General features: G+C 70.4%; 14 protein-coding genes. 11 read left to right on the forward strand and 3 right to left on the reverse strand.

Annotation, left to right across the window (positions count from 1 at the left end; genetic code table 11):
• Positions 1-690: a class E sortase gene (locus KV102_RS16260; RefSeq protein ID WP_220346916.1), complete on the reverse strand. Its 690-nt coding sequence runs from the start codon at positions 688-690 to the stop codon at positions 1-3.
• Positions 691-861: 171 nt separating this feature from the next.
• On the opposite strand from KV102_RS16260, the gene KV102_RS16265 reads away from it, so the two are divergent.
• From KV102_RS16265 to KV102_RS16300, 8 genes are all read left to right on the forward strand, one after another.
• Positions 862-2,565, forward strand: coding sequence for a hypothetical protein (locus tag KV102_RS16265; protein WP_220341262.1), 1,704 nt, complete (start codon positions 862-864; stop codon positions 2,563-2,565).
• 120 nt (positions 2,566-2,685) lie between these two features.
• Complete coding sequence (locus KV102_RS16270) at positions 2,686-3,708, forward strand: WxL protein peptidoglycan domain-containing protein (protein ID WP_220341263.1); 1,023 nt, start codon at positions 2,686-2,688, stop codon at positions 3,706-3,708.
• Entirely contained in the window at positions 3,705-4,994 is a 1,290-nt protein-coding gene (locus KV102_RS16275) for a hypothetical protein (protein ID WP_220341264.1), read from the forward strand. Before KV102_RS16270 ends, KV102_RS16275 begins: the two co-directional genes overlap by 4 nt.
• 89 nt (positions 4,995-5,083) lie before the next feature.
• Positions 5,084-6,418, forward strand: coding sequence for an ABC transporter substrate-binding protein (locus KV102_RS16280; RefSeq protein WP_220341265.1), 1,335 nt, complete (start codon positions 5,084-5,086; stop codon positions 6,416-6,418).
• Complete coding sequence (locus KV102_RS16285) at positions 6,399-7,175, forward strand: ABC transporter ATP-binding protein (protein WP_220346917.1); 777 nt, start codon at positions 6,399-6,401, stop codon at positions 7,173-7,175. Before KV102_RS16280 ends, KV102_RS16285 begins: the two co-directional genes overlap by 20 nt.
• A complete protein-coding gene (locus KV102_RS16290; protein WP_220346918.1) occupies positions 7,172-10,000 on the forward strand; it encodes a branched-chain amino acid ABC transporter permease/ATP-binding protein in 2,829 nt (942 codons plus the stop codon). Before KV102_RS16285 ends, KV102_RS16290 begins: the two co-directional genes overlap by 4 nt.
• 65 nt (positions 10,001-10,065) lie before the next feature.
• Positions 10,066-10,713: a neocarzinostatin apoprotein domain-containing protein gene (locus tag KV102_RS16295; RefSeq protein WP_220346919.1), complete on the forward strand. Its 648-nt coding sequence runs from the start codon at positions 10,066-10,068 to the stop codon at positions 10,711-10,713.
• A complete protein-coding gene (locus KV102_RS16300; protein ID WP_220341269.1) occupies positions 10,710-11,939 on the forward strand; it encodes a hypothetical protein in 1,230 nt (409 codons plus the stop codon). The genes KV102_RS16295 and KV102_RS16300 overlap by 4 nt, the downstream gene beginning before the upstream one ends.
• 155 nt (positions 11,940-12,094) lie before the next feature.
• Here the strand turns inward: KV102_RS16300 and KV102_RS16305 are convergent, their stop codons facing one another.
• Positions 12,095-12,958, reverse strand: coding sequence for an NAD-dependent epimerase/dehydratase family protein (locus KV102_RS16305; RefSeq protein WP_220341270.1), 864 nt, complete (start codon positions 12,956-12,958; stop codon positions 12,095-12,097).
• Positions 12,955-13,779 carry a hypothetical protein gene (locus tag KV102_RS16310; RefSeq protein ID WP_220346920.1) on the reverse strand — a complete coding sequence of 275 codons (825 nt, stop codon included), beginning with the start codon at positions 13,777-13,779 and terminating at the stop codon, positions 12,955-12,957. The genes KV102_RS16305 and KV102_RS16310 overlap by 4 nt, the downstream gene beginning before the upstream one ends.
• 51 nt (positions 13,780-13,830) lie before the next feature.
• Here KV102_RS16310 and KV102_RS16315 point away from each other — a divergent pair, with 51 nt between their 5' ends.
• The 3 genes from KV102_RS16315 (at position 13,831) to KV102_RS16325 (ending at position 15,791) form a co-directional block, all read left to right on the forward strand.
• Positions 13,831-14,148, forward strand: a complete 318-nt coding sequence (locus KV102_RS16315; RefSeq protein WP_220341272.1) for an antibiotic biosynthesis monooxygenase — start codon at positions 13,831-13,833, stop codon at positions 14,146-14,148.
• A complete protein-coding gene (locus tag KV102_RS16320) occupies positions 14,145-14,840 on the forward strand; it encodes an alpha/beta fold hydrolase (RefSeq protein ID WP_220341273.1) in 696 nt (231 codons plus the stop codon). Before KV102_RS16315 ends, KV102_RS16320 begins: the two co-directional genes overlap by 4 nt.
• Before the next feature lie 141 nt (positions 14,841-14,981).
• Entirely contained in the window at positions 14,982-15,791 is an 810-nt protein-coding gene (locus tag KV102_RS16325) for an IclR family transcriptional regulator (RefSeq protein WP_220341274.1), read from the forward strand.
• The last annotated feature ends 2 nt before the right edge of the window (positions 15,792-15,793 follow it).

Genomic DNA, 15,793 nt, shown 5'->3' on the forward strand with positions numbered 1-15,793 from the left:
TCAGGCCTCCGATCCGGAGCGGGTCTCGACGAGGTGTCCGTGCACGATGAGGCGCTCGCTGGAGCCCCATCGGGGATGGCAGGTCACGATGGTCAGCCGGGCCTTTCGGGCTCTGGCCTCGGGCTTGCCCGGGACGGGGAGCAGGATGTCGACCGCGGTCGGTGCGACGATCTCGGTGCGGTCGACGACGTAGGTGTAGGTGTCTCCGACCGCCTCGACGACCACGGTGTCGCCCTTGCGGACGCGGTCGATGTGCGCGAACGGCTCACCGTGGGTGGCGCGGTGACCGGCAACGCCGAAGTTGCCGACCTGACCCGGCTGCGCCGTCTCGGGGAAGTGTCCGGGACCACGCGCGAGCTGCTCGTCCGACACGCCTTCCACCACGACCCACGACCAGTCGTCGCCGAGCCGGGGGATCCTCATGACGGCGATACCCGACCCTCGTGGGGGAGCGACCTTGGCCGGCTCGGCGGGCACGTTCGAGCTCGGTGTGGCGGCGGCGGCCTCGACTTGGCTCTCGAAGTCGTCTCGCAGGTCGACCTGTGCGGCCGCGGTCTGCACATCGCTCCAGACCACGAGGTAGACGGCGAAGAGCAGCACGACCACGCCACCGGTGACCAGCAGCTCCGCGCCGGAGCGCACCACGGTGCCGGCCACCCTCGCGGACTGGCTCATCACGGACCTGCCCATCAAAATCCTCTCGGATATATCATTGACAATATCGTCTGCGTGGTTGAGCCTATCCCTACTTGCACTCCCGATGTGTGCAATGCAGTGGACAGGACTGCGACTCAGGTCGGGCCCCTCGGGGCCCCCTACCCGAAGAAGGAGCGCGGGTAGATGAGATCTAAGAAACGCGTCGTGGCCCTGCTGGCTGGAGCCAGCATGCTTGCGACGACAGCAGTCACCGTGGGCGCCACCTCGGCGTCCGCGGCGACCCCGTCAGGCGGGTGTTGGGTCTACTCCGTGGCGGCTGGTGCCGCCCTCGAGGACACCTCGACGACGGGCAACCTCTCCAGCTCGCTGGCGGCGTGGGGCAACAATGCCGACTACACCCTCACCACCAGTGGCGGGAGCACGGTCGGCAGCTCACGCAACTTCACGCTGACCTTCAACACCGGACCGACCAACGGCGGTCCGGCGGCGTCCGGCACGGTCTACTACTACTTCTCGGTCAACGGCGTGAACCTGCCGGTGGTCCAGAAGGGGTTCTCCGCGCCGGGCTTCGGTCCGATCCCCGGGGACACGGTCCAGGGCTCGTTCCCGGTCACCAGCTCGGGGACCAACACCCTGAAGCTTCGCAAGGTGATCTACGACATCCCCGACTACACGCTGCGCGTCCAGTGCAACGGGCAGTCGGGCGGAGTGGCGAACGGGGTCAACCCGGCCACCACGCCGGTCGACACCAACATCAGCGCGAGCTTCTCGGCGGTCGGTCCGTCGGCCTCCATCACGGGGATCAGCAACCAGGTCGTCACCAACGCGGCACGCAAGAACGACGTGATCAGCTTCGGCGTCACGAACTTCTCAGCGGCCGGCACCGGTACGGCCGAGCTCTGCAACACCAGCGGGACCAGCTGCGACGCGACGTCCTCGACGCTCTCGATCGCGGGCGACGGCACGGGCTCGGGCACCCTCGCGGTGTCCGCCACGCCGACGACCGGGGCGCGGTCCCTGAAGGTCACCTCCGGCGGTGAGACGAGCCTGACCCCGATCACCATCCTGGGCAACGTCACCGTCTCGACGAACGTCACCGGTGGTGGCGCCGGCACGGTCGTCACCGTCACGGGCTCCAACTGGGACCCGAACCAGCCGGTGAGCGTCAGCGGCACCAAGAGCGGTCCGCCGTTCCCGCCGCCGGCCTCGTCCGACCCGGCTGTCACGACGACCGCCGACTCCGCGGGCAACATCTCGGCCACGTTCATCGTGAACGATTCCGGGACTGCCTACATCGGTGCGAGTCGCATCCACGCGCCCGGCCCCCCGCCGGTCGCCATCTTCGCCTCGCAGGCGTTCACCTTCTCCGGTGACACCTGCACGGCGAAGCAGGGAGCGGCGACCACGGGCAGCTGCTCGCTGCTCGAGACGCTCGACCTGACGGTCGTCGCGGGCGACCTGAAGATGTCGAAGGACGCAGGAAACGTTCTGATGTCGGGCGTCTCGCTCGACGGTACGGACCAGACCTCGACCGGCGATCTCAAGGACGTCACGGTGAAGGACTACCGCGGAGGTTCCCTCGGGTGGTCGCTCGTCGGTCGCTTCTCGGGCCTCAACGGTCCCGCGAAGCCGAGCGGCGGCAACTTCACCATCGCTCCGAACGCCCTGACCTGGACGCCGAAGTGCGCCGCCCAGAGCAACACCGACGACACCGTCGTCGCGGGCGCATCGGCATCGTTCGCCGATGCCTCGACCGACCTGCCGCTGTGCGCGGTGGCGACGTCGGGTCTCGGTGCCGACGGGACCAGCGGAGGCGACGCTGTCGCCGACGCCGGGCTCTCGCTCGAGGTCGGAGCCAGCCAGGCGGCCGGTACCTACACCGGCCTCCTCACGTTGACGCTGTCGTGAGTCCGCTCTCGACACGTCATCTGTCATGACACGCACCACGTAGCACCGGTCCGGGTGGGTGCCGCTCTCGCGGCACCCACCCGGATCGCCACGTCCCCCTTCGGCGAGGAGTGCCGACCGATGATCCGAACCAAGCACCTGGCGGGTGCCCTGATCGCCTTCGTCATGCTCGCCGTGGCGACGGCCGTCGTGCCGTCGCCGGTGCATGCTGCGGACAACGGCGCCTGGTCGGTCACGCCCACCCCCGGCTCCGAGTCGTCGCCGACGCCTCGCAGCTACTTCGTTCTCGAAGGCGCTCCCGGCGCGACGCTCACCGACAAGGTGCGGATCCGCAACTACACGAAGCGGGCGCTGACCTTCTCGCTCTACGGAGCCGACGGCTACAACACCGAGCAGGGCGGTTTCTTCGCGCTGCGGACGCTCGACCGTCCGCAGGTCGACGTCGGTGCCTGGGTGAAGCTTCCCGTCCAACAGGTCAAAGTCGCGCGCCGGACTCAGGTGGACGTCCCGATCACCATCCAGATCCCTGCCAACGCGACCCCCGGCGACCACGTGGGTGGCATCGTCGCCCTCAACGGTGCCATCGAGGGCTCGGCCGAGTCCGGCGGACTCGACGTCGGCATCAAGCGCGCGGTCGCCGCACGCCTCTACCTCCGCGTGAGTGGTCCGACGACCCCCGCACTCGAGGTCAGTGACGTCCAGCTCGACCACGACCGTGGACTCTTCCCCTGGTCGGGGTCCGGCAAGGGCCGCGTGACCTACACCGTCGAGAACACCGGCAACCTGCGGCTGTCGCCGGCGAGCGTGATCACTGTCTCCGGCCTGGGGGGCCGCGAGCTCGACGAGGTGGAGACCGCAGCCGTGGTCGATCTCCTCCCGGGTCAGACCGCGAAGCTGAGCGCCGACGTCGCGGGCATCGGCTCTGCCGACCGGGTGTCGGTCGACGTCACCCTCGCGACGCCGGAGGGCGTCCGCGACGAGAGGTCGACCACCGCCTGGATCGTCCCCTGGCCGCTCGTCGTGATTCTCCTGCTCGCCCTCGCCGGCGCCCTGTGGTGGTGGCTGAGACGACGGGCCGAGCGACGGCGAGCCTTCGAAGCCGTCGCGACCGCCCCCACGCTTACGATCGGGAGCAGCCGGTGAGGACAGCACGAAAGCTCGGGATCCTGCTGGCACTGCTGGCGACGCTGACGTTCGCCGGCGGTTTCTGGGCGCCGACCCAGGCCGCGGACGAGCCGGCGAGCGGTCTCTCCGCCACGGTCTCTCCGGGCACCGCCGGGTACGCCGACCGGGTGAAGGTCAAGGGCGTCGGCTGGCCGGCGATGACGCAGGTGCAGGCCGTGGTCTGCGGCGACCTCGCGATCGGCGGGTCGTCTGCCTGCGACCAGGGCACCGCCGTCCTCGGGGTCGCCAACGTCGACGGTGAGGTGGATCTCGACCTCGTCGTCGGCAACCCGCCGCGACCCTGCCCGTGCGTCGTCCGGCTCGCCTCGTACACCGGGCCGGCGCTCGCCGTGGACTCGCCGCTCGTGATCACCGGACACCCGACGGGGACGCCCCCGACACCCGTGCTGCCGTTGCCGAACCTCCACGTGAAGGAGGTCAGGCTCGAGGGCAGCGGCGGGTTCTGGGGCCTCTTCGGGGCCGCTCCCGCCCGCAAGCTGGTCGTGACCATCGAGAACCGCGGCACCGCGCCGGCCGTCAACCCGCCGATCAAGATCGGCGTCGGCCAGTCGGCGGAGACCGAGCCGACCGTGGGGGTCGGCCGTGACCTGACGATCCAGCCCCTCCAGAGCAGTCGTCTGGAGATGAACGTCGAGCTGCCGTTCGCCGCGTTCGGCACCTACCACGTGGTCGGGTCCGTCGGCGAGGGCGATCTCGGGACGACGTTCGAGACCACGTGGGGCGCCTACCCCTGGGCACTGATCGCCTTCACCATCATGTGCGCGGCACTGCTCGCCCTCGGGATCTACGTGCGCCTGAAGGCGGCTCAGGAACGCAGGAAGGCCCGGATGCCGGGGGAGTCCGCCGCGGCGCTGGCGAGCAAGCCGTACGGCCTCCCGGACGTGGTGTACGTGGAGTCGCTGGGCGGCTTCCTCGTGAGCCCGAAGGCCGTCGGCAAGACGCGTCTCATCAACCGCCTCGACGGCCGCCTCGAGGGTCCTGACCTGGTGGCGCTGCTCGGCGACCCCGGCTTGGCCTCGCAGACCCGCGTCCTCTCCGGCACGGCTGCCGACGGGGGAGGGGGCGGTGCAGCGGTGGTGGACCTGCCGTCGCTGGACGCGTGGCTGACTCGACGTGACCCGTCGGGGGCGCCTTCCGGTGACGATCCGGCGGCTCCGGTCTCCGCGGACGCCGTCGTCGACGTCGACGCGGTCGATACCTGGCTGGCGCACCGAGAGGGCAAACGCTCTTCTCAGACCACCTAATATCGTATATTCTAGCGACTCAACGTAGGCGGGCTGGAGGGCTGATGCGGCACCAGAAAGACCCTGTGGGCGGACCGGATCGATCGTTGGTGATCCGGGCCAGCGCGGCATTCGCGTGCTTCGCGCTCGCCCTCGTCGGCTGCGGAAGCATGATGCCTGGAGCGGTGGTCGGAGACGGCGCCGGAGGCACCTCGGTGTCTGCCGAGGGAGTCGGTCCGGGCGTCACCGACGATGCGGTCAAGGTTGTGTTCGTCGGTGTGGACCTCGAGGGTGTCAAGGACATCACGGGCTTCAAGACGGCCAACGCCGGCGATCCCGAGAAGCAGGTCGAGGCCCTCGAGGCCTGGGTCAACGCCAACGGTGGAGTCGCTGGGCGCAAGCTCGACGCCGTCTTCCGGATGTACGACGCGGCGGTCGACTCCCCGGCGGCCGAGGAGCAGCTCTGCAACAAGGTGACGCAGGACGACAAGGCGTTCGCCGTCGTGCTCACCGGTCAGTTCCAGAGCAACGCGCGCCCGTGCTACGCCCAGCGCAAGACCCTGGTGCTGGACGCGACGCTCGTCGCCACCGACGACGCGACGTACGAGAAGCTCTCGCCCTACCTCTGGTCGCCCAGCTACCCGTCGTACGACGGCTTCGTCCGTGCGTACGTCTCGACACTGAAGGAGAACGGCTTCTTCAAGGGGCGCAAGCGCGTCGGTGTCATCGCCGCCGACAACCCGATCAACCGCTCGACGATGGAGAAGCTGGCCGTCCCCCTGCTCGAGGACGCCGGTGTCAAGCCCGAGATCGCGTGGGTCGACACCACCGACCAGGGCAGCCTCTTCCAGGGCAACGACCAGGGGGCGGTGACCTTCCGGAGCGGCGGCATCGACCGCGTCATGTTCCTCGGTGGCGCGCGACTGGCCTCGATCTTCGCGTCCGTGGCCAGCGCGCAGAGCTTCTCGGCGCGCTACGCGATCTCCTCGTTCGACAACCCCAGCTTCTTCGTCAACAACCCCGAGACGGTCCCGTCCGACGTCCTCAAGGGGATGGTCGGAGTCGGCTTCGCCGCCGGCCAGGACGTCACCGACGACCAGCTTCCGTTCCCCGGCACCGAACCGGAGAAGCGCTGCATCGACATCTACGCCGATGCCGGCATCACGTTCTCCTCCCGCGAGGCGGCACGCGTCGCCCTCCCGTACTGCGACGCCGCCATGCTGCTGCAGGCGGGAGCCACCGAGCTCACCGACAACCTCAACGCGGCTGCGTGGGGCGCGGCGGTGGAGGACCTCGGGTCGGCGTTCGTGCCGGCCACCGGGTTCACGGGGACCCTCGGGCCGGGCCGCCACGCGGCCTCCGGCGCCTACCGGGTGCTCTCGTTCGACCGCGACTGTCGCTGCTTCGTCTACAAGGGGGGCGACGTTGACTTCCCGACGTCGTAGCCCGGCCTCGTACGCGCCTCGCTCCGGAGCCCCTGCCCTGGCGGTGGAGGGCATCCAGTGCTCGTACGGCCAGGTCCAGGTGCTCTTCGACGCGGGACTGGTCGTCGAGGAGGGCGAGATGGTCGCGCTCCTCGGCCCGAACGGCGTCGGCAAGAGCACGATGCTGAAGGTGGTCGCCGGCCTGCTGCGCCCCGATGCAGGCAGCGTCCAGCTCGGCGGGGTCGACGTCACGTCGGCGCCGACCCGCGAGCGCATCGCTCGCGGGCTCGGTCAGGTCGTCGGCCAGGCGACGTTCAGCTCGCTGACCGTCACCGAGAACCTCCGGATGCACGCCTACACGATCCAGGACCGTGCCTGGGCCGAGGAGGCCGTCGAGGCGGCCCTCGCGGTGTTCCCGCGGCTGCGGGCGCGTCAGGACCAGCCGGCGTCGACGCTCTCCGGTGGAGAGCGGCAGATGCTGGCGCTCTCGAAGGCGATCGTCCAGGACCCGCGCATCCTCGTCATCGACGAGTTCTCGCTCGGACTCGCGCCGGTCGTCGTGGGCGGCCTGCTCGAGCTCGTCCGCCGCCTCAACGAGCGCGGCACCGCGGTGCTCCTCGTCGAGCAGTCCGTGAACGTCGCGCTGTCGCTGGTCGACCGCGCCTACTTCATGGAGAAGGGCCAGATCGTGGCCTGCGAGACCGCGGCCGAGCTGAGCGCCGATCCCGAGCGGGTGCGTGAGCTGATGCTCGGCGGACACGTGGCGGTGGCCCGATGATGGGATTCGAGATCGGCATCGACCGGATCCTCATCGGTGTCTTCACCGGCCTCACGTACGGGCTGCTGGCCGTCGGCCTGGTCCTCGTCTACCGCTCGAGCCGCTTCGTCAACTTCGCGCACGGCTCGATCGGTGCGTTCGGCGCCTCGGTGCTCGGACTCCTCGTCGTCGACTGGGGCGCTCCGTACTACCTCGCGTTCCCGGTCGCCATCGCGGTCGCCGCGGGGCTCGCCGCCGGCATCGAGATCGGCGTCGTCCGCAGGCTCGCCGGACGGCCCAGCCTCATCGGCATGATCGCGACGCTCGGACTCTCGCAGTTCATCCTCATCATGGCGCTGCTGCTCAACAGCGACGGCGTCAGCGGATTCACGTTCCCCATGCCCCCGCTGCTGCCGTCGTTCACCATCGGGCAGCTGCCGGTGACCCCGGCCCACGTCGCCATGATCGTTGTCGCACCGACGGTCCTGGTGGCGCTCGCGCTGTTCCTGCGCAAGGCGCGGCAGGGCCTCGCGATCCGTGCCGCCGCCGACGCCCCGGACACCGCCGCCCTCGAGGGCATCCGGGCGCCACGGATGTCGTCGTACGCCTGGGCGATCGCCGGCGGCATCGCGGCACTGTCGGCGATCCTCGTCACCCCGACGACGGCGGGCCAGTCGATCGACACCCTGGGGCCCGACCTGCTGCTCAAGGGTCTGGCCGGTGCCGTGATCGCGCGCATGACATCGATCCCGATCGCCTTCGGCGCGTCCATCGGCATCGGCGTGCTCGAGCAGGTCCTGCTGTCCAACCCCGACACCCGCGGTCTCGTGCCCGTGGTGCTCGGCCTGGTCATCGTCATCGCGTTGCTTCGTCAGCCGACCCTCGGTCGTGCCGACGCCGAGCGAGGCAGCTGGCGCCGGGTCGGCGCCCCCCCGGTCCCTGCCGCGTACGCCGCCCTGCGCGGCGTCCGCGTCACGCCGTACCTCCTCGTCGGAGGCTGCGCGACGATCGCCGTCGCCCTGGCGTACGTCGTCAGCAACGAGACCGCGTCGGTCCTCACCAGCGTGGCGGGCTTCGCGCTGGTCGGCCTCAGCGTCGGTCTCATCACCGGGGTCGCGGGACAGCTGTCCCTCGGACAGTTCGCCTACGCCGGCATCGCCGCGGCGGTCTCGGTCCACCTGGTCGACTCGTGGGGGAGCTTCGTGCTCGGCACGCTCGGTGGTGTGCTGGCCGCCGCGCTCGTGTCGGTGCTGGTCGGGATCCCCGCGCTACGTCTCAAAGGTCTCGCGCTGGCGGTGTCGACGCTCGCCTTCGCCCTGGCGACGACGGCCTGGGTGCTGCGGCTCGACATCTTCCTGGGAGACGGCGTCTCACCGGCGAAGCCGCAGTGGTGGGGCTACTCGATGGACGTCGCCCGCGACTACTACCTGTTCGCGCTGCTCATGCTCGCCCTCGGCATGTTCGTGTCGGCGAACCTCTGGCGCAGCGGCTTCGGTCGGACGCTGCAGGCGCTGCGTGACAACGAGGACGCGGCCCGTGCCTTCACGGTGCCGCGCACCTTGCGCAAGCTCCAGCTCTACGCAGTCTCGGGAGCGCTCGCCGGCCTCGGTGGCGTCGTGATCGGCCACGGTCAGACGCAGCTGACGGTCAACTCGTTCCCGGCCTCGGCGAGCATCGACGTCGTCGCCCTCACCGTCGTCGGTGGCCTGGGACTCGTCGCGGGGCCAATGGTGGGTGCGCTGATCATCGTGGGCCTCCCGGGCCTGGTGGCTCTCGGCATCCCCGGCCAGGCCCTCCTGGCGCTCGGGTGGTTGCTGGTCGTCGTCCTGCTCCCCGACGGTCTCGGTGGGATCGCGATGCGGATGCGGGACCGGTGGTACGACCGGCTCGCCGTGCGTGCCGGCATCGACCCCGCTGTCGCGCGCGCCGAGCCGGACGTCACCCAGCGCTCGCCGCTGCAGAGCTCCGCGGCGCTGGACGGCCTGTTCGCCGTCGACGTCGAAGACCTGGAGGCCGGGCCGCAGGCCGCGCCGTTGCTGGTCGTCAACGACGTGAGCAGGCACTTCGGCGGCGTCGTCGCCGTGGACCACGTCGACCTCGAGGTGCACCCGGCGGAGATCGTCGGAGTCATCGGCCCCAACGGCGCAGGCAAGACCACGCTCTTCGAGATCGTCGCCGGATTCACCAAGCCCGACACGGGGTCGGTGATCTTCGCCGGTCACGACGTGACGACCGCGACCCCGGAACGCCGTGCCACCCGCGGACTAGTCCGCTCCTTCCAGGATGCGGCGCTCTTCCCGACGATGACCGTCCGCGAGACGGTCATGGTGGCCGGTGAGCGGACGGAGCCGAGCAGTCTGTTCGCCGCGTCGCTCGGGACCCCCCGACCCGACCGGATGAAGGCGCGTCGTGCCGACGAGCTGATCGACCGCATGGGTCTCGGACCGTTCGCCGGCAGGACCATCTCGGAGCTCTCCACCGGCACGAGGCGCGTCGTCGAGCTCACCTGCCTGCTCGCGCTCGAGCCGCGGGTGCTCCTGCTCGACGAGCCGTCGGCCGGCATCGCCCAGAACGAGTGCGACGCCCTCGGCGACCTGCTCCTCGACGTCCGGCGCGAGCTCGGGACGGCGATGGTCGTCATCGAGCACGACCTCCCGTTGCTGGCTCGACTCAGCGACCGGATGGTCGCGATGAACCTCGGTCGGTTGATCGCCTCGGGCACCCCCGACGAGGTCCGCAACCACCCCGACGTCGTCAGCTCCTACCTCGGGTCCGACCACTCGGCCATCGCCCGGTCGGGTCCCCAGCTGACGAGCGTCGAGCCCCTCCCCGCGGGGACACCATGACTCGTCCGATGCTCGACCGCCGTCCCACCGTCCGCCCGAACCTCACGACTCGGAGAACGAATGCCATGACTCCCAGGATCTCGACCCTCTTCCGTGCGACGGCCCTCGCGGCCGCGCTCGGGCTCGTGATGCTCCTCGGCGCGCCGGCCGCGTCGGCGGCACCGAAGCTGGACATGGGTCCCAGCACCGGAATGAAGGACGGGCAGCAGGTCACCGTCAAGGCGTCCGGCTTCGCGCCCAACCTCAAGAACATCGCCGTCGGACAGTGCAGGGCGGTCCAGAAGGGACCGTCGGACTGCAACCTGAAGGGTGGCGCGACCTTCCGGAACGCCGACGAGAGCGGAGCGATCGCCCCGGTCACCATCACTCTGTCCGAGAAGTTCGGTGCGATCGACTGCACCAAGGAGGCCTGTGTCGTGGCGGCGGCCCCGCTGCCGAACACCAGCCCAGACGACGTGGTCGCTGCCAACACCGTGTCGGTCAAGATCACCTTCGGCGGTGGCGACAAGCAGGCATCCGCCGAGCCTGCGGCGGCGCCGGCGGCGAACCCGGCACCGACCGTCCCTGAGGACGACAACGCGGGTGCGCTGCCCAAGACCGGCGGCACCGACAACCTGCCCGTCCTGCTGATGGCCGCCGCCGCCCTCGTCATGGGTGGCCTCGGCGTGCTCCTGGTGTTCCCGGGTCGTCGTCGTCACGGAGTCAGCGCATGAGGGCGCGCACGCGCCTCGGTGCGCTCGCACGGGTCGCGGGCGCCGTCGCGCTGATGGGCGGCTCGCTCGCGCTGGTGTCGAGTCCGGCGGCCGCGGCCGAGGGCACGCCGGCGGCAGGAACGGTCGCGTTCTCGTGCACGATGCCCGACTTCAAGAAGGACTTCGACTACGCGGCGAAGGTCTCGGTCGCGGGCTACCGTGCGGCGGAGGGTGGCCCCGTGACGTTGCGGGCCACGCTCAGCGACCTCCCGGGCGTGGCGCCGGTGGCGATCAACAACGCGTCGATGAGCGCGACGTTGAAGCTGACGATCGACGGTCAGGCGGTCACGCTCAAAGGCACGGGGCCGACCACGGCCGCCCCGAACGGGCCCGTCCCGGTGACCGACGTGTCCGGCACGGTGACCTCGAGCAAGGCCGAGCTGCCGGTGACGGCGACCGCGTTCACGTTCGTGGTCTCCGGCGTCGGTGGCCAGTGCACGGCGTCCACGGCGCTGTCGGTGCTGACGGTGAGCGATGAGCCGCCGCCTACGCCGACTACGCCTACGCCTACGCCTAAGCCGACGAAGGCGCCGACCACCGCTCCGGCGAAGGCGCCGACCTCGGCTCCGCCGGCAGGGAACCCTGGCAAGCCCGCCAAGGGCACGGTGAAGTTCGCGTGCGTCATGTCGATCGGGTCGAAGTTCGACTACAACGCCACGATCTCGGTCTCCGGATACCGCAAGAACGCGGGCGACCCGGTCTCCCTCCAGGCGACGATGAGCAAGCTCCCCGGCATCGCGCCGGTCCCGATCGACGGCTCGATGGAGTACACGCTCAACCTGTCGGTCGGGGGTACGGCGACCACGCTCACGGCGACGGACACGGTCAACGCCGCGCCGAAGGCCGTGGTCCCCGTCCCGACGCTCAAGGGCAGCGTCAAGGCGTCCGGTGACGAGCTCGACGTGAAGGCATCGGGATTCTCGTTCGACTTCCCTTCTGCGTCCATCGGCGCGAAGTGCACGGGATCGGGGACGCTGTCCAAGATGACGGTCAGCAGCGAGCCTCCGGCCGACGGTGACGGTGGCGGGAGCGGCGGTGGGAGCAGCGACCCGGCCGCCACCCTTCCCAAGACCGGTGGCACGGGCTCGTTGCCCGTGATCGGTCTGGTGGCAGCATCCCTGGTGTTCCTGGGTGCCGCGGGTCTCGTCTGGCTCCCGTCGCGTCGGGGCACAGCGACGCGCGGCTGAGTCGGCATCCCGCCGACCTCACGGACAGCGGGCTCCCTGCGTACCTGTCGACGTCAGGGAGCCCGCTTCGGTGGCTGCCACACGATCACAGCGCACGGTCCCGGCATCTCATCCCTCATGGAGGGCAGATGCCGGGACCGTGTGCTGTGCCGAGGTCAGTGTGCCGTGACGAGCGGGTGCTCGACGTACGAGCGCTTGGCGACGAAGCCTGCGTCACGGAGACGGTCCACCGAGATCGGGACGGCCGGGGCCGCGATCTCGGCGCGGTAGACCAGCGGTGGGAGGCCCTGTGCCGCGCTGATCGCGTCGAAGAGCTCGGCGTTGGTCGGCGGGAGCTCGGGATGGGTGAGGTTGTAGGTCCCGACGATCCGTGTCTCCACCGCGTGGACGATCGCGTCGGCGGCGTCCTCGACGTGCAGACGGTAGAGGAGCGCGTCCGCCCCGAACGGGACCGACCCGCCGAGGTACTGGTGGGCCATCGCGATCTTGGCGTCGATCGGCGGGTCGTCCGCGCCGAAGATGTCTCCGCACCGGAAGATCGTCGACCGGTCGCCGGCCTCGGTCCGGTAGACGTCCTCCATCGCCAGGAAGCGGTCGGGGCTCGGGTCGTCGGAGTCGGTCACGGGGGAGTCCTCGTCGACCATCTCGAGGTGGTTGGCGGCGCCGCCGTAGACCGACAGCGCGGACAGCGCGACGAGGTGCGGCGACCCGGGTGCGCTCGTGACGCTCTCGGCCGTGGCGACCAGGACCTCGTGGTAGGTCTTGGCGCGGTCCTCCGGTGTCATCGAGTGGGCAGCGACCGGTCCGGCGCTGACGACGACGGCATCCGCCTCGGCGACGGCTGCGTGCACCGCCTCACGGTCGGCCCCGCGCAGCACGACGACCTCGTCGAAGCGCGACGCGAGGTCGTCCACCCGCCCGGGGGTGGTGGTGGTGACGGTGACGTGGTGACCACGCTCGCGCAGCGTGGTGGCTGCCGAGGCACCCACGAGGCCGGCACCGATGACGAGGATCTTCACTGGGCGTTCTCCTTGCTCGTACGGATCTGGTCGAGGCCGGCGCGAACGGAGACGAGCTCGTCGACGCGCTCGGCCCCGAGAAACTTCTTCGAGAGCTCGTTCATCGGGTCGAGGGTGTAGCCGTAGGTGCGCAGCAGGTGGTCGCGCTCGCGCAGCGCGACGCGCTCCTCGAGAGGCACCGGCCGGGCCTCGCGGACCCACCCCAGCCAGGTGTCGACCCGCTGCTCCACCGCCGCGCGCAGCGTCGCGACCACGTCGTCGGTCCGGTCGGCGACGTAGGAGCTCCCGACGGGGGAGAGGAACGCCCGCATGTACGTCCCGTGGCTGACCGACCAGGTGAACCGGTCGTCGCCGCGCAGCGAGAGCCACGAGGCGTTCTCGGGCTCGTAGTAGCGCTCGAGGTAGTCGACGTCGACGGCGAGATCACGCCGAGGCACGAGGTCGCTGAAGTAGAAGATGTTGGGGATGGTCCCGAACACGATGATGAGGTGGGGGACGTCGATGTGCGGGCCGAGCCAGACCTGGAGGTTCATGTCCAGGATCGACGCCTTGCGGTTGCCGATCCAGGAGTGCACGAGCCACTCCGCGCCGTTGTCGGCGTCGCCGGCGTAGGTGTTGAGCGATCCCTCGTACGAGTCGTCGGGGGTGCTCCAGGCGGCGAGCCCGTCGCTGTTGGGGTGCGGCTGCACCGGCAGCTCGGCGGTGATCTTGTCCTTGGCCGCGGTGAGGATCTCCCAGAACGCCTGCCACAGCTCTCGGCTGTCGACGTCGGGCGCCTCGGCGAGAAACTCCGGGATGGTCTTGGTCTGGCTACTGGTCATGGGCGAAGCATAATGATATATCATCTATCAGTCGAGAGCATCGAGGGGCCCATGATCGTCGTCGTCAGCCAGGCATGGACCAGACCGGGTGAGGAGCACGCCCAGGCCTACATCGCGCTGTCGGGCGAGTTCGGACGGTTCTTCCGCGACCATCCCGCCTATCGCGGCCGTCGCCTGGTCCGTGGGGTGGAGGACCCGACCCACTTCACGCACCTGCGGTTCTTCGACACCGTCGAGGCGTACGAGGAGTGCACCCGACACCCGGACTACGTGGCGCACACCGAGGCGATGTACGCACACCTGCGCCCGTACGACTCCTATCCCCGTGAGTACCTCGAGGTCGTCCTCGACGAGCCGGACCCGCGATGACCACGTTCCTGCTCGTGCACGGAGCGTTCCGCGGTGGCTGGTCGTGGCGTCGGGTGCGGCCCTACCTGGTCGCCGCGGGTCACGACGTCTACGCCCCGAGCCTGACCGGCGCAGGGGAGCGGGCCGGGTCGGCCGGCGACGTCACCGGGCTGCACGTCTGGGTGGACGAGCTGGCAGCGCTGGTCGAGATCGAGGACCTCGACGACCTCGTCGTCGTCGGCCACAGCCAGGGCGGCGTCGTCGTGCGTGCGCTCGTCGACCGGGTCCCCGACCGGGTGCGACGGGTGGTCTATCTCGACGGGGCGGTCCCGGACCCCGGCGAGCGGGCCGTCGATCTGACGCCCGCTCCCGCGACGGCGCTCCCGCCCCGCGAGACCCTCGTCGCGGCGCGCCCTCCGGTCGCGGGCGGTGACCTCGACGAGGCGACGGCCGCCTGGACGGGAGCACGGCTCACGCACACCCCGTTCGCGCCGTCGCTGGACCCGCTCAGCGTCGCGGCGGAGCACCCCGTCCCGGCCTCGTACGTCTTCTGCGCCGGGACGCCCGAGGGCTATCCCTCGAGCACCACCCGTGCCCGCCTCGACGCTCGAGGCATCCCGTACGAGGTGCTCGACGCCGGGCACGACGCGCCGCTGACCGCTCCCGCGCAGGTCGCCGACCTCCTCGTCCGGGCCGCAGCGCTTCCCGTGTGACCCCGGGGGCGGCACACTCGGCTGAGCACGTCTTGTGCCGAGCCGGGTGGAACGGCGTCTTGATTCGGCGGTGGCTTCGTGAGAGAACTGATCCGCCCCGTGCTGGCCGACCGGCCTGAACGACGACGAAGGAGTCCCTCGATGTCCCCGAGGACGAAGCAGCTCGACCCGCGTGGTCCGGAGAGCACCAGCGCGACGATCGCGACGGTGGAACGCGCCGCGGACGTGCTGCTTCTCTTCACCGAGAGTGTCGGGCCCGATCTGGGCGTGACCGAGATCGCCGACGCGCTCGACCTCTCGAAGGCGGCGGTCCACCGCGTGCTCGCGTCGCTGCGCAGCCGTGACCTGGTCAGCCTCGACGAGAGGACCCGGCGCTACTCGCTCGGGGTCGCCGCGATGCGTCTCGGTCTCACCTACCTGGACCGCATCGACGTCCGCCGTGTCGGTCGGCCGTTCCTCGAGGACCTGTCGGCACGGACCGACGAGACGGCGACGCTGTCGGTGCTGCTGGGCGAGCGGAGCCGGATCTACGTCGACCAGGTCACCCCCGACCGCGAGGTCATCATGTCGGTGACCATCGGCGAGCCGTACCCGCTGCATGCGGGGGCCTCCTCGCGGTCCTTCCTCGCCTTCCTCCCCGACGAGGAGATCGACGACTACCTCGACTCCGTCCCGCTCGTCGCGCTGACCGACAGCACGATCGTCGACGCCGCCGCCCTGCGGGAGGACCTCGCCGAGGTCCGTCGCCAGGGATGGGCGCGCTCGCAGGGCGAGCGGATGGACGGCGCCGCCTCGGTGGCGGCGCCCGTCCGCGGCCACGACGGCCGTCCGGTCGCCGTCGTCAGCGTCTGCGGTCCGGCCGAGCGGTTCGAGCGTGAGCTGGACGCGTGCCGGGACGCGCTGCTGGAGACCACGGCATCGCTGTCGCACCGCTTCGGCTGGACCCCCTGACC

The sequence above is a fragment of the Mumia sp. zg.B53 genome, from assembly GCF_019550935.1.
In the GTDB taxonomy this organism is placed as follows: domain Bacteria; phylum Actinomycetota; class Actinomycetes; order Propionibacteriales; family Nocardioidaceae; genus Mumia.

Excerpts from the sequence above, each read along its gene's own strand:
- KV102_RS16270 (WP_220341263.1), top strand. The coding sequence starts at position 2,686 with ATGATCCGAACCAAGCACCTGGCGGGTGCCCTGATCGCCTTCGTCATG.
- KV102_RS16295 (WP_220346919.1), top strand. The coding sequence starts at position 10,066 with ATGACTCCCAGGATCTCGACCCTCTTCCGTGCGACGGCCCTCGCGGCC.
- KV102_RS16310 (WP_220346920.1), bottom strand. The coding sequence starts at position 13,779 with ATGACCAGTAGCCAGACCAAGACCATCCCGGAGTTTCTCGCCGAGGCG.
- KV102_RS16315 (WP_220341272.1), top strand. The coding sequence starts at position 13,831 with ATGATCGTCGTCGTCAGCCAGGCATGGACCAGACCGGGTGAGGAGCAC.
- KV102_RS16290 (WP_220346918.1), top strand. The coding sequence starts at position 7,172 with ATGATGGGATTCGAGATCGGCATCGACCGGATCCTCATCGGTGTCTTC.
- KV102_RS16260 (WP_220346916.1), bottom strand. The coding sequence starts at position 690 with ATGGGCAGGTCCGTGATGAGCCAGTCCGCGAGGGTGGCCGGCACCGTG.
- KV102_RS16300 (WP_220341269.1), top strand. The coding sequence starts at position 10,710 with ATGAGGGCGCGCACGCGCCTCGGTGCGCTCGCACGGGTCGCGGGCGCC.
- KV102_RS16325 (WP_220341274.1), top strand. The coding sequence starts at position 14,982 with ATGTCCCCGAGGACGAAGCAGCTCGACCCGCGTGGTCCGGAGAGCACC.
- KV102_RS16320 (WP_220341273.1), top strand. The coding sequence starts at position 14,145 with ATGACCACGTTCCTGCTCGTGCACGGAGCGTTCCGCGGTGGCTGGTCG.